Annotated in this window: 17 protein-coding genes; 2 read left to right on the top strand and 15 right to left on the bottom strand. The window is 68.2% G+C overall.

Annotated features, from left to right (window positions below):
• Nucleotides 1-18: 18 nt before the first annotated feature.
• Nucleotides 19-3,081: an EAL domain-containing protein gene (locus tag NSQ78_RS02515; protein WP_064237560.1), complete on the bottom strand. Its 3,063-nt coding sequence runs from the start codon at nt 3,079-3,081 to the stop codon at nt 19-21.
• Nucleotides 3,082-3,257: 176 nt separating this feature from the next.
• Here NSQ78_RS02515 and NSQ78_RS02510 point away from each other — a divergent pair, with 176 nt between their 5' ends.
• Nucleotides 3,258-5,369 carry a M13 family metallopeptidase gene (locus NSQ78_RS02510; RefSeq protein ID WP_064237559.1) on the top strand — a complete coding sequence of 704 codons (2,112 nt, stop codon included), beginning with the start codon at nt 3,258-3,260 and terminating at the stop codon, nt 5,367-5,369.
• A 171-nt stretch (nt 5,370-5,540) separates the two neighbouring features.
• On the opposite strand, the gene NSQ78_RS02505 is transcribed toward NSQ78_RS02510, so the two are convergent.
• Nucleotides 5,541-6,470 carry an oxygenase MpaB family protein gene (locus NSQ78_RS02505; RefSeq protein WP_064237558.1) on the bottom strand — a complete coding sequence of 310 codons (930 nt, stop codon included), beginning with the start codon at nt 6,468-6,470 and terminating at the stop codon, nt 5,541-5,543.
• Between the two features lie 309 nt (nt 6,471-6,779).
• Here NSQ78_RS02505 and NSQ78_RS02500 point away from each other — a divergent pair, with 309 nt between their 5' ends.
• A complete protein-coding gene (locus NSQ78_RS02500) occupies nt 6,780-7,394 on the top strand; it encodes a hypothetical protein (RefSeq protein WP_049464567.1) in 615 nt (204 codons plus the stop codon).
• 39 nt (nt 7,395-7,433) lie between these two features.
• Here the strand turns inward: NSQ78_RS02500 and NSQ78_RS02495 are convergent, their stop codons facing one another.
• From NSQ78_RS02495 to NSQ78_RS02435, 13 genes are all read right to left on the bottom strand, one after another.
• Nucleotides 7,434-7,778 (bottom strand): hypothetical protein, encoded by a 345-nt coding sequence (locus NSQ78_RS02495; protein ID WP_057494263.1) that lies wholly within the window; start codon nt 7,776-7,778, stop codon nt 7,434-7,436.
• Nucleotides 7,779-7,813: 35 nt separating this feature from the next.
• Nucleotides 7,814-8,584, bottom strand: coding sequence for a LytTR family DNA-binding domain-containing protein (locus NSQ78_RS02490; RefSeq protein WP_049464569.1), 771 nt, complete (start codon nt 8,582-8,584; stop codon nt 7,814-7,816).
• Nucleotides 8,574-9,833, bottom strand: coding sequence for a histidine kinase (locus NSQ78_RS02485; protein WP_049439164.1), 1,260 nt, complete (start codon nt 9,831-9,833; stop codon nt 8,574-8,576). The genes NSQ78_RS02490 and NSQ78_RS02485 overlap by 11 nt, the downstream gene beginning before the upstream one ends.
• Before the next feature lie 175 nt (nt 9,834-10,008).
• The gene (locus tag NSQ78_RS02480; protein ID WP_057494261.1) at nt 10,009-11,658 is read right to left on the bottom strand and encodes a M28 family metallopeptidase; all 1,650 of its coding nucleotides are present in this window, start codon (nt 11,656-11,658) and stop codon (nt 10,009-10,011) included.
• Between the two features lie 262 nt (nt 11,659-11,920).
• Nucleotides 11,921-13,573 (bottom strand): CsgG/HfaB family protein, encoded by a 1,653-nt coding sequence (locus NSQ78_RS02475; protein ID WP_064237557.1) that lies wholly within the window; start codon nt 13,571-13,573, stop codon nt 11,921-11,923.
• A gap of 16 nt (nt 13,574-13,589) precedes the next feature.
• Nucleotides 13,590-14,267, bottom strand: a complete 678-nt coding sequence (locus NSQ78_RS02470) for a hypothetical protein (RefSeq protein ID WP_049464577.1) — start codon at nt 14,265-14,267, stop codon at nt 13,590-13,592.
• Nucleotides 14,268-14,368: 101 nt separating this feature from the next.
• Nucleotides 14,369-15,469 carry a hypothetical protein gene (locus NSQ78_RS02465; RefSeq protein WP_049464579.1) on the bottom strand — a complete coding sequence of 367 codons (1,101 nt, stop codon included), beginning with the start codon at nt 15,467-15,469 and terminating at the stop codon, nt 14,369-14,371.
• Nucleotides 15,460-16,656: a hypothetical protein gene (locus NSQ78_RS02460; protein WP_053462049.1), complete on the bottom strand. Its 1,197-nt coding sequence runs from the start codon at nt 16,654-16,656 to the stop codon at nt 15,460-15,462. Before NSQ78_RS02460 ends, NSQ78_RS02465 begins: the two co-directional genes overlap by 10 nt.
• Before the next feature lie 106 nt (nt 16,657-16,762).
• The gene (locus tag NSQ78_RS02455; protein WP_064237556.1) at nt 16,763-18,025 is read right to left on the bottom strand and encodes a sigma-70 family RNA polymerase sigma factor; all 1,263 of its coding nucleotides are present in this window, start codon (nt 18,023-18,025) and stop codon (nt 16,763-16,765) included.
• A 45-nt stretch (nt 18,026-18,070) separates the two neighbouring features.
• Nucleotides 18,071-18,427, bottom strand: a complete 357-nt coding sequence (locus NSQ78_RS02450) for a DUF1428 domain-containing protein (RefSeq protein ID WP_053462048.1) — start codon at nt 18,425-18,427, stop codon at nt 18,071-18,073.
• A 24-nt stretch (nt 18,428-18,451) separates the two neighbouring features.
• On the bottom strand, nt 18,452-18,862 hold the full coding sequence (locus tag NSQ78_RS02445) for a VOC family protein (RefSeq protein ID WP_053462047.1): 411 nt from the start codon (nt 18,860-18,862) through the stop codon (nt 18,452-18,454).
• Between the two features lie 34 nt (nt 18,863-18,896).
• Nucleotides 18,897-19,319 carry a VOC family protein gene (locus NSQ78_RS02440; protein ID WP_064237555.1) on the bottom strand — a complete coding sequence of 141 codons (423 nt, stop codon included), beginning with the start codon at nt 19,317-19,319 and terminating at the stop codon, nt 18,897-18,899.
• Between the two features lie 66 nt (nt 19,320-19,385).
• Nucleotides 19,386-19,799 (bottom strand): YciI family protein, encoded by a 414-nt coding sequence (locus NSQ78_RS02435; protein ID WP_064237554.1) that lies wholly within the window; start codon nt 19,797-19,799, stop codon nt 19,386-19,388.
• Nucleotides 19,800-20,024: the final 225 nt, after the last annotated feature.

Raw genomic sequence — 20,024 nt, 5'->3', positions numbered from 1 at the left:
GCCGGCCCGCACTACCACTTAGGCGGCGACTTCATCCAGCGCGTCGATGATCCGCTCCAGCGGCGCCGGCCGCCCCAGCAGATAGCCCTGCACCTGGTCACAGCCGTGCGCGGCCAGCCAGTCCAGCTGCCCCGGCGTTTCCACGCCCTCGGCGATGATGGTCAGGCCCATGCTGTGCCCCAGCGACAACAGCGCGCGGCAGATCGAGGCATTGCGTGGGTTGGTTTCCACGTCGGCGACGAAGCTGCGGTCGATCTTCAGGATGTCCAGCGGCAGGTGCTGCAGGTAGGACATGCTGGAATAGCCGGTGCCGAAATCATCCAGCGACACGCGGATGCCCTGCTCATGCAGGCGCTGCATGGTCTGCATCGCCTGCGCCGGCTTGCGCATCAGGCTGCTCTCGGTCAGCTCCACGTGCAGCGCGCCACGGGCCAGGCCGAAATCCTGCTGGGCACGGGTGAATTCGGCCACCAGATCGCTGTTGAAGAACTGCACCGCAGACACGTTGACCGCGATCGGCAGCTCGCCCCACCCGGCGTCGACCAGACGGCGCTGCGCCTTCGCCGCCGCGCGGATCACCCAGCGGCCCAGCGCCAGGATCAACCCGGTGTCCTCGCACAGCTGGATGAACTCGTTGGGCGGGATGAAGCTGCCATCGGCCTGCGGCCAGCGCAGCAGTGCCTCCAGCGCTGCCGGGCTGCCGTCGCTGGCATGCCGGATCGGCTGGAAATACAGCTGGAATTCGTTGTCGATGGCGGCATGGATGCGCCCGGCCAGGCGCAGGCGGTCAGCCAGGCGCGTGGTCACGGCCGCGTCGAACCAGACCACCACGTTGCCCTCGGCGCGCGCCGCATGCGCGGCCTGCGCGGCCATGCCGATCACCTGCTCGGCCGTGTGCCCGTCACCGGCGATGTGCACGGCCACGCCGATACGCGGCTCGAACTGGTGCAGCGAGTCCTTGCCGCGCATCGGCGCCGACACGATCTGCAGCAGGTCGTCCAGCACGCGCTGGGTATCGTGCTCGGCACCGATGGCGAACACGAAGTCCTCGGCCGGCTGGAACGCCAGCGTGCCACAGCGCGCGCCCAGGCCCCCGAGCCGGGTCGCCATCGACTGCAGCACCGCATCACCGATCTCGCGACCGAGCGTGTCGGCCACCAGCTGCAGGCCGCGCAGCTGCACGAAGGCGATGGTATAGCCGGCGTCCTGCTCGTCCAGCTGCTCGGTCAGGGCGCGCACATTGAGCAGGCCGGTGGCCGGGTTGTGCCGTGCCTGGTAGGCCAGGTCGCGCTCGTAGGCCAGCCGCTCGCTGACATCCTCGGCCAGCACCAGGCACGCGGGCTGTCCGTCGAAATCGAGCTTGGACAGGTGCGCGCGCACCTCGAACACACTGCCGTCCTTGCGCCGGTGCAGGCGCACGGTCGCGTCGGGCGGATCGCCCACCTGCGCCCGCTGGATGGCACCACGCACTTCGTCCCAGCCTTCGCGCGGGCGGATGTCGAGGATGCTCATCGCCAGGAACTCGTCGCGGCTGTAGCCGTACTGGCGCACCGCAGCGTCGTTGACCTCGATGAAGCGCAGCGTATCCGGGTCGAACACCCAGAACGGCGCCGGATTGCGGTCGAACAGCAGGCGGAAGCGGCGCTCCACTTCGCTCATCTGCTCGCGCGCCTGATAGCGTTCGCTCAGGTCGGTCAGGGCACCGATCATGCGCCGCTCGCTGTCGGCCACTTCCACCCGCTGCCCACGCGCGCCGACCCAGCGCACCTCGCCTCCGGGCAGCACCAGGCGGAACACCTGGTCGAGCACCGCGCCGCCGGCGAAGGCCTGGTCGAACGCCTGCTGCAGGCGCGCGGCATCATCGCGATGCACGCGCGCGAAGAAATCCGCAACCGGCAAGGCGTCGGTCTGTACCCCAAAGATCTCGCGGGCCAGCGGCGACCAGCGCAGCAGCGCGGCGTCCTCATCCACGTACCACGTGCAGACACGCCCGACCTGGTGCGCCAGGCGCAGCTCGGCATGGCCGGCCTTCAGCTCCTCGGCCATCGCCTGCTGGCTGCGGGTACTGCGGCGGACGGCGTACAGCAGCACCAGCAACACCACGATGTAGGCCAGCACGATCGCCACCGAGGCCTGCAGGTACGGCCACCAGGGTGCCAGCACGTCCTCGTCGGCCAACCCGACCTGTACCGCCAGCGGACTGCGTTCGAGCGTGCTGATGGTGAGGATGCGTGGCACGCCGTCGACGACGCCGGGCATGCTGCCCAGCTCGACCACTGCCTGCGTGCCGAGCAGGTCCCGGCGCGGCAGGTCATAGCGGCGGCCCACCGTGCCATGCGGATCGGGTACGCGGGCCAGCATGTAGCCCTGGGCGTCGCTGATCGAGACCAATCCGTTTGGGCCGACATCCAGGCCGCCGACGATGCGCTGCAGTTCGCCACAGCGCAGCCGTGCCAGCAGCCAGCGCCCATCGGCCATCGGCAGCGCCAGCGGGACCACCCAGCCCCCGTCGCTGGCGCGCTGCGGCGGGCCGATGTACAGCGCGCTGCCCGGGCCGCGCCGTTGCGGATCGGTCCACAGCGGCAACTGCAGGTCGCCCTGGCCGGCCGTCAATGCGCGGCCATAGCTGTCGAGCACCACGATGCTGTGCAGTTCGGCGTGCCGGCGCAGCACACCGCCGATGGACGCATCAAGCAGGGCCGGCGCCTGCGCCGGCACACTGCGGAACAGTTCCGCGGCATCGGCGGCGATACCGGACATGGCCCGCTCCAGGTTGCGCAGCTCCAGGGCCAGCAGGCGCTCGCTGCCCACCGCCAGCGCGCGGCTCTGCCGCTGCGCCGCTTCCAGGCGGCGGTGGTGGTCGTTGACCAGCATCAGGGTCAGGCCGGCCACCAGCAGCACGCCCAGCAGCACGCCGCCCCAGGTAATGGCGCGCAAAGGCCGGGCCAACGCCCGCTTCAGCGCGGGCATCGGTTGATGTTCCTTGTGCAGTCGGCTGGCTTCATGCGCGAACGAATCCTCCACGTCCCCGACCTCAACGGCCGGCGGACGCCATTCTTGACGCCTGACCCCGTCCTGCATGGCCACCTCCCCGTGTCCGCGCAGGGCTCGAGGGTCCAGCATGCACCACCCCGGTGACGGCGTGAAGATCGCCGCTGCGCGTTCAGCCAGATCCTGCACAGGGCAGGCGCCGCAGGGGAGCGGCCAGCGGCGCTGGAGCGGATTAGACTTGGTGTTTTCCGCCGCAAGAGAAGTCCATGTCCAAGCTGCGCCGTCCCACCCTGGCGCTGGCCATCGTCGCCAGCCTGTCCCTGGCCGCCTGTGACCGCCCGGCCGACCCGGCCGCCACGGCCACCGCCCCGGCCGACGCCGCCCCCGCTGCGGCCAAGCCGATGCTGGGCAGTTTCGGCTTCGATGCCAGCGGCATGGACCGCAGCATCGCCGTCGGCGACGACTTCTTCGGCTTCGCCAACGGCACCTGGGTGAAGAACACCGAGATTCCGGCCGACCGCTCGCGCTTCGGCAGCTTCAATGTCATTGCCGAGAAGACCCTGGCCGACACCCGCGCCATCCTGGAAGGGGCTGCCGGCAACACCCAGGCCAGCGGCGACGACAAGCTGATCGGCGACTACTACGCCGCCTACATGGACGAAGCCGGCATCGAGCAGCACGGTCTGGCGCCGGTGCAGCCGCAGCTGAAGGCCATCGATGCGATCGCCGACAAGGCCGGGCTGGCGCGGGCCCTCGGCGGCGACCTGCGCGCCGACGTCGACCTGCTCAATGCCACCAACTTCTACACCGACCGCCTGTTCGGCCTGTGGGTGTCGGTGGACATGCTGCAACCGGACCGCACCGCGCCGTACCTGGTGCAGGGCGGCCTGGGCATGCCCGACCGCGACTTCTACCTGGGCGATGGCCGCATGGCCGAGCTGCGCAAGCAGTACCAGGCCTACATCGCGCAGATGCTGCAGCTGGCCGGCGTCGCCGACCCGGCCGGCAAGGCGCAGCGCATCCTCGCGCTGGAAACCAAGATCGCGCAGGCGCATGCCACCCAGGAAGAAACCAACGACGTGACCAAGGGCGCCAATCCCTGGACCCAGGCCGACTTCAATGCCAAGGCGCCGGGCCTGGACTGGAACGCCTTCCTCGATGCAGCCGCACTGGGCAACCAGCAGGACTTCATCGTGTGGCAGCCCAAGGCCGTGGCCGGCCTGTCCCGGCTGGTCGCCACCGAGCCGCTGGACGCGTGGAAGGACTACCTGGCGTTCCACGCGCTGGACCGTGCCGCCGCTTACCTGCCGAAGAAGTTCGCCGACGCCCGCTTCGCCTTCCATGGCACCGCGCTGAGCGGCACGCCACAGCAGAGCGATCGCTGGAAGCGCGCGGTGGACGATGCCAACCATGCGGTCGGCGAGGCCATCGGCAAGCGCTACGTCGAGAAGCACTTCGACGCCAGGACCAAGGAACGCGCGGACGAGATGGCGAAGAACATCATCGCCGCCTTCAGCAAGCGCATCGACGCACTGGCGTGGATGTCACCGCAGACCAAGGCACATGCCAAAGCCAAGGTGGCCGGCTTGACCGTGGGCATGGGCTATCCGGAAAAGTGGCGCGACTACACCGGCCTGGAGATCCGTCGTGATGACCCGCTGGGCAATGCACAGCGCGCCGAGCTGTTCGAGTACCAGCGCAACATCGCCAAGCTGGGCAAGCCGGTCGACCACAGCGAGTGGGCGATGCTGCCGCAGACCATCAATGCGATGAACGTGCCGCTGGAAAACCGCCTGGTGTTCCCGGCCGCGATCCTGCAGCCGCCGTTCTTCGACGGCGCCGCCGACGACGCGGTGAACTACGGTGCGATCGGCGCGGTGATCGGCCACGAGATCAGCCACGGCTTCGACAACGCCGGTGCGCTGTTCGACGAGACCGGCAAGCTGCACAACTGGTGGACCGACGAAGACCTGAAGCAGTTCAACGCGGCCGGTGATGCACTCGCCGCGCAGTTCAGCAGCTACGAGCCGTTCCCCGGCGTGCATGTGAACGGCAAGCTGACCCTGGGCGAGAACATCGCCGACGTGGCCGGACTGGGTACCGCCTACGATGCCTACCAGCTGTCGCTGCAGGGCAAGCCGGGCCAGACCCTGGAAGGCTTCAGCCCGGACCAGCGCTTCTTCCTCGGCTTCGCCCAGGCGTGGCGCAGCAAGAGCCGCGAGCAGGCGCTGCGCAATTCGCTGCTGACCGACGTGCATGCACCGGGCCAGTTCCGCGCGCTGACCGTGCGCAACATCGACGCCTGGTATCCGGCGTTCGAGGTGAAGGAAGGCCAGAAGCTGTACCTGGCCCCGGACAAGCGGGTCAAGGTGTGGTGATGTAACCGGAACGGGCGCCGCAAGGCGCCCGTTTCATTTCAGGTGGCGGCCAGCCTTGGTCGGCACATGCATCGCTCTGGTGGGTGCCAACCTTGGTCGGCACAGGGTGGGAATCCACGCATGGCGCGGATGAAGCTCTATCGCGCAACCCGTACCAACCACGGTTGGCACCTACCTGGGAACGGCGGGCCACGCCCGCAGGATCTCCACCGGCACGCCCATGCGCGCGCAGGCATGGCTGGCCAGGCCATCGGGCAGCGCGCGACGGAACAGCGGTGCCATGCCCTGCATCAGCTTCGCCGATGCCGCCGCCTGCGCACGCTGGCGGCCGCTGCGCTCGAGCATGCCTGCGGCCCAGTCCGGCAGCAACGCCGCGCCCGCCCCCAGGAACACGTCGCGCGACAGCCCCGGCACCGGGACCGGCAGGCGCACGCCGGACAGCACCTCCAGCACCTCGCGCGAGCGCTCATCCACGCGCAGTTCCGGCTGCCGCGCGCAGAAATACGCCGCCACCTCCGCTTCGCTGCGCGGGACATCCACCGCACCCAGCGCCTCGGCCACGCAGCGGTACTCATCGTAGTAGCGGTCGGCTATGGGCGCGGGGACCTCGCGCCCATAGCGCCGGAAGCCCTGCAGGAACCCGAAGGCTTCGGTCACGTGCACCCAGGTCAGCAGTTGCGGATCGTCGGCGGCATAGGGCTCGCCCTGCGCGGTGCGCCCGCGGATCTGCGCGTGGATGCGGCGCACCCTGGCCACCAGCGCTTCCACCTCGCCGGTGGGCGCATAGCTGGTGCCGGCCACGAAGGCCGTAGTGCGGCGCAGCCGGCCCACCAGGTCCTGGCGGAAGTTGGAATGGTCGTAGACCCCGGCCAGCGCGCGTGGGTGCAGGGTCTGCAGCATCAATGCGCACAGGCCGCCGGCAAGCATCGACGGCAGCTCGGCATGCACGCGCCAGGTCACGCTGTCCGGGCCGAACCAGCCCGGATCACCCTGCGGATGGTCGTAATCGATGCCGCTCTGCCCGCGCGGGAAGGCCTCCAGTACCCAGCGCCGGATCGGCGCGGTCACGGGGCGGGAGAGTCGCTGCAGCAAGGCCGGCATCACAGGTCCAGGGAAGGCGGAGGAACGGTCGCATCTTGCGCGGTCGGCCCCGATTCTCGGCGATCACGGCGCCGACGGCGAGTCTTCGCACTCAGCCAGGGTTTCATGTGCGGCCGCAGCACGTTTCACCCTGCGACATCCTGTCGCAGGCTGCGACTGCGATGATGCAATGCATCAATTTTCACCCTCGCCGGGCAAACCCTTGCGCCGCTTGGCATTGCCCCCGTTGCACCGCCAGCTGGAAGTGCTAGAACTGGACCTGCCACACCGTCCAATGCTGATCGACGCACGTTCCACAAGGAGCCAGCCATGATTGCTTTGTTCAAGGGTTTGGGAATTCTGCTTCGCGACAACGAGCTCTACAGCAGCCCGTTCGACAAACAGGTGGCGCACTGGCGCAACCTGAGCGAGCAGCAGATCCGCGATGAAGTGGCGGTGCTGGCCCAGGCGAAGTGCCAGTGGCTGATCGCGTCGATCGTTGGCTGGCAGGCGGCCTCGCTGCTGATCCTCGGCCTGATCGCCAACTACCTGTGGCGCGACGATTTCCATATCACCTTCACCCGCGTGGTGATCGTCTTCGGCTCCTGGGTCTCGATCCTGTTCGTGATCTGGTTCATGGCCAACATGTTCGATCAGCAGGCCGGCTTCGAGCGCTGGATGAAGGCCTTCAACAGCCGCGCCCGCATCAGTTCCAAGGCCGACAGCGTCGAGCACGTGGCCGAGGCGCTGGACCTGGCCGAGCACTACCCGGAAGTGCTGGACTACAAGCAGGCGGTCACCGCCAAGCGCGAACTGCGCCACGAGGACATCCGCATCATGACCGAGATCGGGCGGATGAAGCAGCACTCGGAACTGGTCGGGCGCCTGAACCACGTCGGCGAAACCGAACACCATCACGAGCTGACGCTGCAGCCTGCCTACTGACCCGTCAGGGTAGCGGGGGGATCCACACTGCCACCGTGATCACTCATGGTGGCAGTGTTCCATCGGGTCCTGGCTGACGCACTGGCGGAAGCCGTCGGGCAGGTCACGCATGGCCTCGGTCTTGCCCACTGCAACAGTGAACCGGCGCAGCGGCGGCGTGGTACACGCGGCATCGGGGCTGCAGGCCGGATCAAGCACCAGGTAGTGACAGGCGCCACTGCTGCTGGCGATGCACTGGAAGCGGGCTTCGCCCTCGACCACCGTGCTCTTGCTGTACAGCGTATCCACGCCGTTGGCCTGGGTCCGGGTGATCGAGGTGTTGCGGGATTTTTCGCAGCCGGCCAGTGCCAGCACGGCCACGCACGCAATCAGTAGACGGGACATGTTCGCTCCTCGGTGCAGGGGCAGTGACGGTGCGGCTACATGCCGCGGAACAGGCTCATGAACGGCTGGCTGACCACCAGCGTCTCCGTGCGCCCGCGCAGGCGCAGTACGCCGCGCCCGGTATCGTCGCGGCTGACCGCCGCCACCGCCTTCATGTTGACGATGGTCGAACGGTGGATCTGGCGGAAATGCTGCGCATCGAGCACTTCCAGCAACTCGCGCAACGGCGTGCGCAACAGGCTCTCGCCAGCAGCGGTGACCACGGTGGTGTACTTGTTGTCGGCGCGGAAGTAGGCCACGTCCTCGAGCATGATCAGCTGCGTCTCGCGCCCGTTGCTGGCGGTGATCCAGGCCAGCGGCGGGCGCTCCGCCGCGCCCTGCGGGGTGCCCAACCGCTGCAGCAGGCGCTCGAGCACGGCATCGTCCTGCCGCGTCGAAGGCAGCCGCGACAGGATGCGCTCGCGGGTCGCCAACAGGCGTTCGTCGCTGACCGGCTTCAACAGGTAATCCATCGCGCCCTGCTCGAACGCGTCGATGGCGTACTGGTCGTAGGCGGTGACAAACACCACCTGGGTACGCGGGCTCAGCTCGGACAGCGAACGTGCCACCTCGATGCCACTGATGCCGGGCATGCGGATGTCGAGGAAGGCGATGTCCGGCTGTTTCTCGGCCAGCTGCTCCAGCGCGCTGGCACCGTCCTCGCACTCGGCCACCAGCTTCAGCTCCGGCCACAGCCGGCCCAGCTGCTCCACCAGTGACTGCCGCAGCAGCTCTTCGTCTTCGGCTATCAGGGCTTCAAGCGGCATGGCTGCGCTCCTTGGGCGACTGCGGCAGGGTCATGGTCGCGGCCACGCCGCTGGGGAAGTTGGCCACGATCGCCACGCCGGCCTGCTCGCCGCAGGTCAGGCGCAGGCGCTCGCGCAGGTTCTTCAGGCCGATGCCGGTACCGCTGGTACCGTGGCCGAAGCCGAGGCCATCATCGGCCACGGTCACGGTCACGTGGTCGTCGAAGCCGCGCGCCAGGATCCAGATCGTACCGCCGCCGGGCTTGGGTTCCAGGCCGTGCTTGATCGCGTTCTCCACCAGTGTCTGCAGCGCCATCGCCGGCAGGTGGACGCTGTGCAGTTCGTTGGGCACCTGCACTTCCACCGCCAGGCGTGCCCCCATGCGGATGCGCAGGATCTCCAGGTAGGCGCGGGTGCGTTCCAGCTCCACGCCCAGCGTGGATACCGACTCGTCCACCTGCGGCAGCGAGCTGCGCAGGTACTGGATCAGGTGGCCGAGCATCTGCTCGGCACGCGCCGGATCGGTGCGGGTCAGGACCTGCGCGTTGGCCAGCGTGTTGTACAGGAAGTGCGGTTCCACCTGCGCGTGCAGCAGGTTCAGCCGCGCCACCGACAGTTCCTTTTCCACCTGCGTCTGTTCGGCCGCGGCCTGCTCGTCGCGGCGCTGGTCACCGACGCGGCGGCTGATCGCGCGGGTGACCGCTTCGGCATTCTCGTAGTTGCTGCCTTCATCCAGCGCCAGCAGGTCGGCCCACCAACCCGCGTCGGGTTCGAACAGCAGGGTCACGGTGCTGGTGCCCTGCCCCGGTGTCACCGTGGCCAGCACGCTGTTGCGCTTGATCGCCAGCCGCGCCGGCAGGTTCCAGCGCGAGGGCTGGCGACCGTTCCAGAGGTCGACCCGGCGGACATAGGCACGCACCTGCAGGCTGCCGGCCGAACTTTCCACGTCTTCCACGCGGGGCAGTTCGGAGATCGCCGCCTCCACCACCGAGAAGGCGTGGCCGGCGTCCATCGGCAGTTCGATCTGGCGGCGCTGGCGGCCGGACAGGGTGGTGGCATCCAGGCGACCGGCCACCAGCCAGACCCGGCGGATGTGGGTGATGGCACTGCCGAGCGCGGAAATGATCAGGAACATCGCCAGCAGCCCGAAGATCCAGCCCGGGCCATCGTTCATGCCACTGAAGATGCCGCTCCAGACCATGCCCGCGACGAACAGCGCCGCAGCCCAGGCCAGCAGGTGACGGAACAGGAGTGAAAGGCTGGCGAACACGGCGGCGCCTTGGAGGAAGAGGGTGAGCCGAGCATAGGGCGGCCCGCCGGGCAAGCAAGCAGGCTGCGACGAAGGCCGGGAAAGCGGGGATGGAAGCCGTTATGGAAACGCCGGGCACGGCCCGGCGTTTCCGGGGGCGGCAATGCCGGCCAGCGGCCGGCACTACCGGACGCCGTTATTTGCGCTGGCCGGCGCTGGCGTCACGCACGGCGCGGAACGCCTCGTCCTTGCTCCAGTTCGGCCAATCGCGGGAATTGGCCAGCTGGTTGCCCAGCGTGTACAGCACTTCCAGGTCGCGGGCGGCACCGGCGAACACCCAGTCCGGCTGCCATTCGTCGCCCTGCTGGTGATAACGCTTGGCGGTGTAGTCCTCGGAGGCCTTCTTGCCTGCGGCCACGCCACCGTCCACCCAGTCCTGGCCGGCCGACCAGGACAGCGCCGGCACGCCACGCTTGGCGAACGGGAAGTGGTCGGAGCGGAAGAACAGGCCCGCTTCCGGCTTCGGGTCCGGCGTGTAGCGGATGTCCCAGCCCTTGGCCACGTCCTTCAGCTGGTCCAGCAGCTCGAAGCGCGCGGCACCGTAGATGCCGAAGTCACGCGACGGGCCAAACGGCGCCATGCCGTCCATGTTGATCACCGCCACGGTCTTTTCCAGCGGGTACAGCGGATGGGTGGCGTAGTACTCCGAACCCAGCAGGCCCTTTTCCTCGGCGGTGACCGCCAGGAACAGCAGCGAGCGCTGCGGGCGCTTCTCCTTGGCGAAGCCACGGGCCAGCTCGACCAGCGAGGCGGTGCCGCTGGCGTTGTCCAGCGCGCCGTTGAAGATGCGGTCACCCCGTGCATCCGGCTCACCCACGCCGATGTGGTCCCAGTGCGCGCTGTAGATGATGGTCTCGTCCGGATGGCGGCTGCCTTCCAGGCGCGCGGCCACGTTGTGCGAGGTGATCACTTCGGTCTTCACCGCGTACTTCGCGTCCAGGCTGGCGCCGGTCAGCGGCACCGGGGTGAAGTCGCGCTGCTGCGCCTTCTTCTTCAGTGCCTCGAAATCCTGCCCGGCCGAACGGAACAGCTCCACGGCAAGGTCGCGCTGGATCCAGCCTTCCAGCAGCGGGTGGCTTTCTGCCGGGTTGTCACGCACCACGTCGAACATGGTGTTGGTGTTGGAACCGGCCACGGTGGCCCAGCCGTACGACGCCGGTGCGGTCTCGTGCACGATCAGCACGCCCAGCGCCCCCTGGCGGGCGCCCTCCTCGTACTTGTAGGTCCAACGGCCGTAATAGGTCATGCCCTTGCCGTCGAAATCACCCTGGCCGGTTTCGAAGTCCGGGTCGTTGATCAGCACCACGGCGATCTTGCCCTTCAGGTCCACGCCCTTGAAGTCGTCCCAGTTGCGCTCCGGTGCCTTCACGCCGTAGCCGAGGAACACCAGCGGGGCCTTGCTGATGTCGACGCTGCTGGCGCCGTTCATGGCCGCGCGCACGGCGATCTGCTTGCCCTGCTCCAGTGCAACGGTCTTTCCGCCCTGGTGCAGCGCCAGCTGCGGCGTGCCGACGATGTCGCCCTTGCGCAGCGGTACGGCCTGGGTCCACAGGCGCTTGCCGTCCTTCAGGTCGCCGCCGGGCTGCAGCCCGGCATCGGCGAACTGCTTGCTGAGATAGGCGATGGTCTTCGCTTCGCCAGCGGTGGCCGGCGAGCGGCCTTCGTAGGCATCGGAGGCCAGTTCCTTGACGTCGGCGGAGATCCGCGCGCCATCGAATTTCGGGGTGGCCGCCATCAGTGCGCTCGACACCGACAGGGCCAGCACGCCCAGTACCGCTCGTTTCATTGCTCTCTCCAGCAGGAAAATCCTTCTGGAGTGTAATGGGATTCGGCAGGGCTGCGCCCTGCACCTGCGGTAGTGCCGGCCGCTGGCCGGCAACGTCGGGGGCAACAGCCGAAGCAACACCGGCATTCCGTGGGATGGCCGGTCGGTCCCGCTGCTGTTGCTGGCTGTCGACCCGGGTCGACACGGACGAAAACACGAAGGGGTCAGATCCCTTTCCCGGCGGGAAAGGGCTCTGACCCCATCTGTGTGTTGCTTGGGCGTGTTACCAGTTCGGGTCTTCGGCCGGGGCGGCAGCAGGCTTGGGCTTCGGCTTGGCGGCCGGGCGGGCGGCGGCAGCCGGGGCCGCCGAAGCGGTCGCGCTGGCGGCGGCAGCGGGCTTGCTGCCCAGCTTCTGGCGCAGTTCGATCTGGCCCGGACGGAAACCGCCGCGCATCGCGTCGACGCCGTCTTCGAGGGTGCCGTACGAGGTCTGTGCAGCCACGCGGTCGATGCGGATGGTGCAGCACGGGTGTTCGCTGCGGCCCAGCGAGCGGCCGGTCTGCGGGTCCTTCAGTTCCTCGCCCAGGCGCACGGCCTGCCAGCGCTGGCCGGCCTGCAGGGTTTCGCCGCCCTGGCTCAGCACCACCTGGTCACCGTCCACCGATACCACCGATACCGGGAACAGCGTGGTGACGATGGTGGTACCGATCTGGCCGGACAACGACTCCATCATCGCAGCAGCCATGTTGCGGCCGTTGACCACGCGCGGCAGGGTGCTGGGGCCGGTCGAGGCCAGCTGGTGGTCGAAGCTGTCGGACATCACCACCTGGCCGGTGGTGGCGTTGATCAGGCGCAGGGTGATGCGGCCGCCACCGGAATACGAGGTCACCTGGCGGTCGGACATGCGCAGGTTGCGCACGCTGCGCGGGTACTCGAAGCGTTCGATGGTCGGGATCAGGATCAGGTCGGTCGCCAGCTGCTGGCCGACGCGGGCCGTGTCCTGCAAACGCACGTTGCCACTGTTGATGTGGTCGATCTCGGCCTGCAGTTCGTCGCCGAATTCGCGGTCCAGCACGATGAAGCGCTGGGTCTGGGTCAGCGTGTCGGACAGGCGCGCGCGGATCGCGTCGGCCACTTCATCGGCACTCACGCGGCCATCGCCCACGGCATAGCTGCCGGCCCTGGTGCGCGGCAGCGCGACCACGATCTTCGGCTTGCCCTGCTCGTCCGGTGCGCGGTACTGGGCAATCTGTGCACGCACGCGCACCTTCCAGTAGCTGCGCATGCTGCGGTGGGTCACGTCCGAATCGAACGAGCGTGCGCCACGCTGGGCATCGACGCTGACCTTCTCGTCGTAGCTCTCCTTGACGCTGGCCGAGGCACCGCCGCCCTTGGCCGTGGCCTCGCCGGACGCGCTGGCAGAGGCCGAACCCTTGAAGCTCCAGCCTTCGTCGCTGGCGCGCACGCGGGCGATGGTTTCTTCATCCAGCTGCCGCACTTCGTCCTGCGACAGGATTTCATAGCCCAGCACTGCGCCCTGCGAGCCGGCGATCATCTGCTGGGTGAACGCGTCGGCGCGGATATCGCCGACGTGTTCGTCATCCACGTCCACATGCAGGCCTGCGCGCAGGCTCTGCATCTGGCTGGCCACGCGTACGCCGTTGACCTGCGCCACCGCCGACTGCAGTGCCGCCAGCACCGCCAGTTCCGGGGTGCTGCCGATACCGTCGGCCTCGCGCGCGACCTGGGTGGTGCCGCCGAAATCCGGCGTGCCACGCAGGGGCGCTGCTTCCACTGGCGCATTGCTGGCCAGTGCACTGGTTGCCTTTTCCTTGGCGGGTGCGGGCGCATCGGCGGCCGGGGTGTCCTGCTTGCCACAGGCTGCAAGCAGCACCGTGGCCAGGCCCAGGCCGATCAGGCGGAAGGTCGTACGCATGGGGTTGAACCTCGGATCAGATCGAGTCGAGCATCGAATCGGCGTTCGACGGGACCTTCACCTTGCTCTTCTTGGCGAAGGTCACGGCCGACTTGGTCGAGCCGTACAGGCCCTGGATGAAGCCCGGCGATTCCTTGGCAACCCAGGCACCTGCCGCCAGCTTGCGGCCAACGGTCGCCATCTGGGTCGCGCCCAGGTTCTTCATGCCGGCAGTGAAGTTGCTCGCCTCGCCACCGAGCTTCTGCGCTTCGGCGGCCGACGCCAGCAGCGAGACAAGGCCTTCGGCGTAGTGCTGCTTGGATTCAGCGTTCAGTTCCGGCTGCGCGGCCTGGCGCTCGTTGATCGCGGCCTGGGCGGCTTCACTGACCGACACCGACTTCTTCATCGCATCGACGCTGACCGAACCCGACGACAGCGCCTGGCGCTCGGCTTCCAGCAGCTGCACCTGCTCGGCCAGGCCGAAGGCGCGGGCGAACGAGGTCTGGGCCTGCAGCGAGTGCGACTGCGAGCTGACGAAACGGCGCACCAGCGCTTCCTGCGCGGCTTCGTCCGGAGCGGCGGCGCTGGAGGCGCTGCTGGTGGAGGAACCGGTGGCGGCACCGGCCAGGTCCTTCAGCTTGCCCAGGCCGGCGTGCGCCGGCATCGACAGGGTAGCGGCGGCGATGGCCACGACAAGAGCGGTATTGCGGATCATGAGGATGTCCTTTGGGAGAGACGGCCGCGGTGCGGCACGCGGGGAATCGGTGAACCCTGGGGCGATGCCGAGCGAGCTCGGCACCTGCCGCGGGCGGCGGATCAGCGGACCGCCTTGACGTTCAGTTCGTTGATCATCTGCTGGGCCGCCTTTTCGGCAGCCAGCTGCAGGGCATTGGTACGGGCCACGGTTTCGTTCGGGCCGGTACCGGAGAACTGCACCGGGCCCACCGACGACACGGTGCGCGGGAAGCGGCCGGTCACATCCAGCACCTTGCCGGTGACGGTGACGAACACGCGGGTGTTGCCACTGGCCGGATCGCGGTCGCGCATGCCGACGTCGAGCGTGCCGACGGCGATGTAGGGGATGTTGGCCGCGCGGATGCCGTTGGCGGTGTCACGCAGGGTGGCCGGGGCCAGGTCGTTGCCGGTGCTGAAGTCCTTGCGGATGCGCTCGATGCTGAGCAGGCCGCGCGACTCGCCTTCCACGTACTCCGCTTCCACCACTTCGTAGCCGGCAGCACTGAAGGCACCGGTCATCGCGGTGTTGACTTCGGCGGCGTTGGCCACCTTCCAGGTGATGTTGTCGGCGCGCGCGGTGGTGCTGCCGCCGCTGGTGACCGACACCGAACCGTTCTGGTTGATGCTGCCGTTGGTGCTGACCGAGTTGCCGCGGAAGCTGTCGCCTTCGCGGGTGTTCTCGCTGTAGCTGCTGCTGGCGTCGACGCGGCGGTATTCCTTGTCCTGGAACGACTGCACGGTGTCCTGCGAGCGCGCCATGAACAGGAAAGTCAGCAGCGAGCGCTGTGCGGCGGTGGCGCCGGCCACGGCCGAACCCGCATCCAGCTTGGTCTGCAGCAGGGTGGTGTTGATCTCGGCGCGGACGGTGACGGTGTAGGTCTTGGCCTTCTTGTCTTCGGTGTCCGACAGCTGCACGGCGCTGAGCACGTAGCGGTCGATCTCGCCGATGAACTCGGCGCGACGAGCTTCGAACAGGCGCAGCTTGGCCGCACCGGTTTCGGCGATGTATGCCTCCAGTGCGTTGACCTTGGCCTTGTTCAGGGCCTGGGCGCGGGTATCGGCGCTCAGGCGCAGGCCGTAGCTGGCCGAGCCGGTGCCGCGCGAGCTGGCGGTCTGTGCAGCGACCGGAGAGGCCACCACCAGCGCGATGAGGATGAGCAGGATGGTACGCATCAACGACATGACTTGATCAACTCCTGGAGGGCTTGGGTCTGCTGCTGCAACGGGCGGCCGCCCGGCTTCTGTTCGTCCAGCCACGCGCGCGAATCGGCGCGCCTGGCAGCGGCGCCGGCGAAGGCGTCGAGCCCGGCCAGCAGGGTTTCGTAGCTGGCCGACCACTGGTCGACCTGCCACTGCGTGACCGGCACCACCTTGGTGGCCCCCTTGCGCAGCGGCTGTTCGAAATAGACCTTGCCCGAGAACGGCTCGGTCACCTTGGCGGTGAAGAACGCACCGAACAGCATCGTCTTCATCGCCGGGGTTTCCTGGATCACGCCGTTCTTCAGCGCGTCGACCTGCAGGGTGATGACGTAGTCGGGCTCGGGAATCTTCAGCTGGTAGACCTTGCCATCGGCAAAGCGGGCGGCCATCGCACCGCCGATCGCCTGGCCCGAGGCCGGTGGCAGCAGGCCGACGCCGGTGTTGGACGACAGCGTCTTGGACAACTCGTGCGCCAGCGTCGCGCGCAGCGTCGCTTCCCATTTCGGGTCGGGCAGCTTGGCGCGCACCGCATCGGACAGGGTCACCCCGCCCACCTGCAGGCGGCGCACGGCGGCGTCGGGCAGCCGGGCCTGTGCCAGGCTCGCCGCGAGTACCTGCGACAGGCTGGTCTCGGCGCTGCCGTACAGCAGATCGGCGACGATCGCGTCGATATCATCGTTGTCAGGACGGTAGTCCTGCACGTCGATGCGCTGCAGGGTGAGCGGATAGGAGGCAATCACCTGGCGCTCGCGGAAGTCGAAGAACAGCGCCTGCAGCGCCACTTCCACCAGCACCTTGTACTGGTCGCCGATCGGCTCGACCGACACCAGTTCGCGGTCCAGCGCGGCGGCCAGCACGGTCGCGCTGGTGGTGCCGTCCAGCATCGCCACCGGCTGGTCGATCAGCTCCAGGTGGGCCGGGGCTCGGCGCTTGAGCGACTGTGCCAGCGCCTGGTTGAGCGGGATCAAGCCGCGCTTTTCCAGCACGGCGTGCGCATGCGGCGTGGTCGCCTGCACGGCAGCGGCGTCGGCGGTGTAGGCAAACCCGGCCCAGTAAGCCTGCTGTGATTTGTCGGCGGCCTGCACGGCCATCGGCCATACGGCCAGGCACAGGGCACAGGCAAGCAGGCGCGCAAAAGCGCGCGATGCGCTCTTCGTCCTTGAATACATCCAACCGCTCCTCGGTCAATACGCATGGAATGCGGACGCTGATGCGTCCGCTGGGCGCGAAACATAGCCGCTCAGGCGCCCGGCGACAAGTGCTGTCCTTGTCGGCTCAGTCCGTGGGCGGTAGTCCCGCCCGTCGCCGCAACAGTCCGCGCTCGGCGCGGTTCTGGCTGAGTTCGGCGGCCGCGGCAAAAGCGTCACGCGCATCCTGCTCACGCCCCAGTGCCTGCAACAGCTCGCCACGAACCACCTGCAGCGGCGCATAGTCGCGCAGGCGCGCGTCGACCAGCAGGGGTTGCAGCTGCGCCCACGCGGCGAACGGGCCTTCGCTGCGCAGGATCGCCACCACCCGGTTCAATGCCACCACCGGCGAAGGTTGCACCTGCAGCAGCTGTGCATAGAGCGCGGCGATACGCGGCCAGTCGGTAGCGTCGGCGCGCCGCGCAGCCGCATGGCAGGCGGCGATGCGCGCCTGCAGGACATAGGGATCGTCGCCACCACCGGCCGCCAGCGCGCGCGCCAGCACCTGCTGGCCGCGTTCGATCTGCAACCAGTCCCAGCGCGCGCGGTTCTGCTGGTCCAGCAGCACCGGCGCGCCCCGTGCATCCATGCGTGCCGCCGCGCGCGAGGCCTGCAGTTCCATCAGCGCCAGCAGGCCCAGTACCGGCGGCACCGGCAGGCGATGGGCCAGGATGCGCGCCAGCCGCAGCGCCTCCTCGCACAACGCCGGACGCATCCAGTCGTCACCGGCGCTGGCCGCATAGCCTTCGTTGAACACCAGGTAGACCGCCTCCAGCACCGAGGCCAACCGCTCCGGCATCGCGTCTGCGCGCGGCACTTCATAGGGCACCTGCTTCTGCGCCAGCGTGCGCTTGGCGCGCACGATGCGCTGGGCGATGGTCGGCTCCGGCTGCAGGAACGCACGCGCGATCTCGACGGTGGTCAGGCCACCGAGCAGGCGCAGGGTCAGTGCCACCCGCGCATCGGCCGGCAGCACCGGATGGCAGGCCACGAACATCAGCCGCAGCAGGTCATCGCCCAGGTCGTCCTCCAGTGCCTGGCTGTCATCCGGCGCCGGCAGTGCCGCCGGATGCAGTTCCTCGCCCCACTGCGCATGCTGCTGTGCCACCCGCTGGTGCTGGCGCAGCACATCGATGGCGCGGTTGCGCGCAGTGGTCATCAGCCAGGCTCCGGGGTTGTCCGGGATGCCCTGCTCCGGCCAGCGCTCCAGCGCGGCCAGCCAGGTGTCCTGGGCCAGCTCCTCGGCACGGCCGACATCGCCGCCGAGCAGCCGCGCCAGGCGCGCGATCAACACTGGCGACTCCATCCGCCAGAGGGTTTCCAGACGCTGCGTCAGTGCGGGATCGAGCATGCGCCGATCACAGCACGCACGCCCGGCCCGCACAAGCGCCATGGCTCACGCTTCGACGATGGGCTTGAAGCCGCCCCAGAACATGCGTTTGGTATCGAACGGCATGTCCTTCGGGCCGAGCGACGCCAGCCGCGGGTCGGCCATCACCCTGGCATTGATGCGGTCGCGTGCCGCGCGCGAACGGAACACCACGAACGCAACGATCACCGTTTCGCCGGGCTTTGCCTTGACCGCGCGCGGGAACGAGGTGCGCTTGCCCGGTTCCACATCGTCAGCCACGCATTCCATGTACTGCAGCGCGCCATGGTCCTTCCACACCGCGCCGGCCTTGCGGGCAAGGCGACGGTAAGCCGCCACCTTGTCCTGTGGGCACGGCAGCACGTAAGCATCCACGTAAGCCATGAGGGTTCTCCCTTGCGGCGGCGGTCAGCCCGGCTCGCCGTCCATGTGTGCGATTTCCCAGAGATGGCCATCCAGGTCCTGGAAGCCACGCTGGTACATGAAGCCGTAATCGCGCGCCGGCTGCGGTTCGCTGGCACCGGCGGCCAGTGCCTTGTCCACCATCGCGTCCACCGCCTTGCGGCTGTCCGCCGACAGGCAGGTGATCACCTCGGTCTGGCTGCGCGCGTCGGCGATCGGCTTGGTGGTGAACTGCTTGAAGAACGGCTGGGTCAGCAGCATCACGAAGATGCTTTCACTGATGACCATGCAGGCGGCATCGTCGTTGGTGAAGGCCGGGTTGAAGCTGTAGCCCAGCGCGGCGAAGAAGGCCTTGGACGCGTTCAGGTCCTGCACGGGCAGGTTGACGAAGATCATCTGCGGTTGTGGTGCACTCATCGGTAAAGCTCCTGGGTGGATGGAGAGGGCGGTATCAGGGCTGCTTCATGCAGTTGACCATCCACGGCTTGCCGTAGCGGTCGATCAGCATGCCCCAGCGGTGCGCCCAGAACGTTTCGGCGATCGGCATCTGCACCTGCCCGCCTTCGGCCAGTGCCGCGAACACGCGTTCGGCTTCTTCGACGCTGTCGACGTCGACATTGATGGTGGTCGAGCTGCCCTCGCCGCCGCCGGGGCCGTCGGCCGCCATCACGATGGCGCTGCCGATCTCCAGCTGGCTGTGGGCGACGTGGTCCAGGGTTTCCGGCGGCATCTCGTTGCAGCCCGGCGAGCCATCGGACGGCGGCATGTCGCGGTATTTCATTTCCGAAGTGACCTGGCCACCGAGTGCCTTGGCGTAGAACGCCATCGCCTCGTGGGCCTGGCCGCTGAAGCCGAGGAAGGGAATCAGTTTCATCGCAATGCTCCGTGTGTGGTTCAAGGGGATGGCGCCGGATCGTGCCCGGCATGGAGATGAATCGGGTCAACCTTCCAGCTGTGCACGCAGACGCTGTTCCTGCTGCTGTAATTCGGGGGTGAAGGCCTCACCGAAGTCTTCCGCGGACATCAGCGGGCGCAGTTCAAGCGTGCCGCCGCTGCCGAACGGCGCACGGCTGGCCCATTCGACCGCCTCCTCCAGCGAGCGCACCTCCCACAGCCAGAAGCCGGCGATCTGTTCGCTGGCCGGGCCGAACGGACCGGCCTCGACCCGGGGGGCGGTGCCACCGAAATGGATGCGGCGGCCGCGCTGGGTGGCGTGCAGGCCTTCGCCGGCCAGCATGATGCCGGCCGCGACCAGTTGCTCGTTGAAGGCGCCCATTTCGGACAATTCCTGTTCGCTGGGCATGCGGCCGGCTTCGGAGTCGGCGTTGGCCTTCACGATCACCATCACTTTCATTGCGGTCTCCCGTGGGACGCGTGGTGCGTGCCCTTCACTGGGTACAACGAACCAGGGGGCGGGGAATCGACAGGTCGGTTGGAAATTTTTTCTTGCGCGGAAAGCGCGCCTTCGGCGGAGGTCGGCGAACGGCGGAGCCCCTCCGTGGTGGGTTGGGTGGGTCGCTGAAAGCTGGTTTTCTGGGAGTGGGCCGGGCGGGTGGGGTTGGCGGGGACGCCGTGAACC

The organism is Stenotrophomonas sp. FSL W7-1447, from assembly GCF_037966425.1.
Classification (GTDB): domain Bacteria; phylum Pseudomonadota; class Gammaproteobacteria; order Xanthomonadales; family Xanthomonadaceae; genus Stenotrophomonas; species Stenotrophomonas pavanii.
Note: the sequence above shows the minus strand (reverse complement) of the source record. Positions and strands in the feature narration are given on the sequence as shown.

What these genes read in the sequence shown, in the direction of transcription:
- NSQ78_RS02515 (WP_064237560.1), bottom strand. Translation starts at nt 3,081, where the DNA reads ATGCAGGACGGGGTCAGGCGTCAAGAATGGCGTCCGCCGGCCGTTGAG.
- NSQ78_RS02510 (WP_064237559.1), top strand. Translation starts at nt 3,258, where the DNA reads ATGTCCAAGCTGCGCCGTCCCACCCTGGCGCTGGCCATCGTCGCCAGC.
- NSQ78_RS02505 (WP_064237558.1), bottom strand. Translation starts at nt 6,470, where the DNA reads ATGCCGGCCTTGCTGCAGCGACTCTCCCGCCCCGTGACCGCGCCGATC.
- NSQ78_RS02500 (WP_049464567.1), top strand. Translation starts at nt 6,780, where the DNA reads ATGATTGCTTTGTTCAAGGGTTTGGGAATTCTGCTTCGCGACAACGAG.
- NSQ78_RS02495 (WP_057494263.1), bottom strand. Translation starts at nt 7,778, where the DNA reads ATGTCCCGTCTACTGATTGCGTGCGTGGCCGTGCTGGCACTGGCCGGC.
- NSQ78_RS02490 (WP_049464569.1), bottom strand. Translation starts at nt 8,584, where the DNA reads ATGCCGCTTGAAGCCCTGATAGCCGAAGACGAAGAGCTGCTGCGGCAG.
- NSQ78_RS02480 (WP_057494261.1), bottom strand. Translation starts at nt 11,658, where the DNA reads ATGAAACGAGCGGTACTGGGCGTGCTGGCCCTGTCGGTGTCGAGCGCA.
- NSQ78_RS02475 (WP_064237557.1), bottom strand. Translation starts at nt 13,573, where the DNA reads ATGCGTACGACCTTCCGCCTGATCGGCCTGGGCCTGGCCACGGTGCTG.
- NSQ78_RS02470 (WP_049464577.1), bottom strand. Translation starts at nt 14,267, where the DNA reads ATGATCCGCAATACCGCTCTTGTCGTGGCCATCGCCGCCGCTACCCTG.
- NSQ78_RS02465 (WP_049464579.1), bottom strand. Translation starts at nt 15,469, where the DNA reads ATGTCGTTGATGCGTACCATCCTGCTCATCCTCATCGCGCTGGTGGTG.
- NSQ78_RS02460 (WP_053462049.1), bottom strand. Translation starts at nt 16,656, where the DNA reads ATGTATTCAAGGACGAAGAGCGCATCGCGCGCTTTTGCGCGCCTGCTT.
- NSQ78_RS02455 (WP_064237556.1), bottom strand. Translation starts at nt 18,025, where the DNA reads ATGCTCGATCCCGCACTGACGCAGCGTCTGGAAACCCTCTGGCGGATG.
- NSQ78_RS02450 (WP_053462048.1), bottom strand. Translation starts at nt 18,427, where the DNA reads ATGGCTTACGTGGATGCTTACGTGCTGCCGTGCCCACAGGACAAGGTG.
- NSQ78_RS02445 (WP_053462047.1), bottom strand. Translation starts at nt 18,862, where the DNA reads ATGAGTGCACCACAACCGCAGATGATCTTCGTCAACCTGCCCGTGCAG.
- NSQ78_RS02440 (WP_064237555.1), bottom strand. Translation starts at nt 19,319, where the DNA reads ATGAAACTGATTCCCTTCCTCGGCTTCAGCGGCCAGGCCCACGAGGCG.
- NSQ78_RS02435 (WP_064237554.1), bottom strand. Translation starts at nt 19,799, where the DNA reads ATGAAAGTGATGGTGATCGTGAAGGCCAACGCCGACTCCGAAGCCGGC.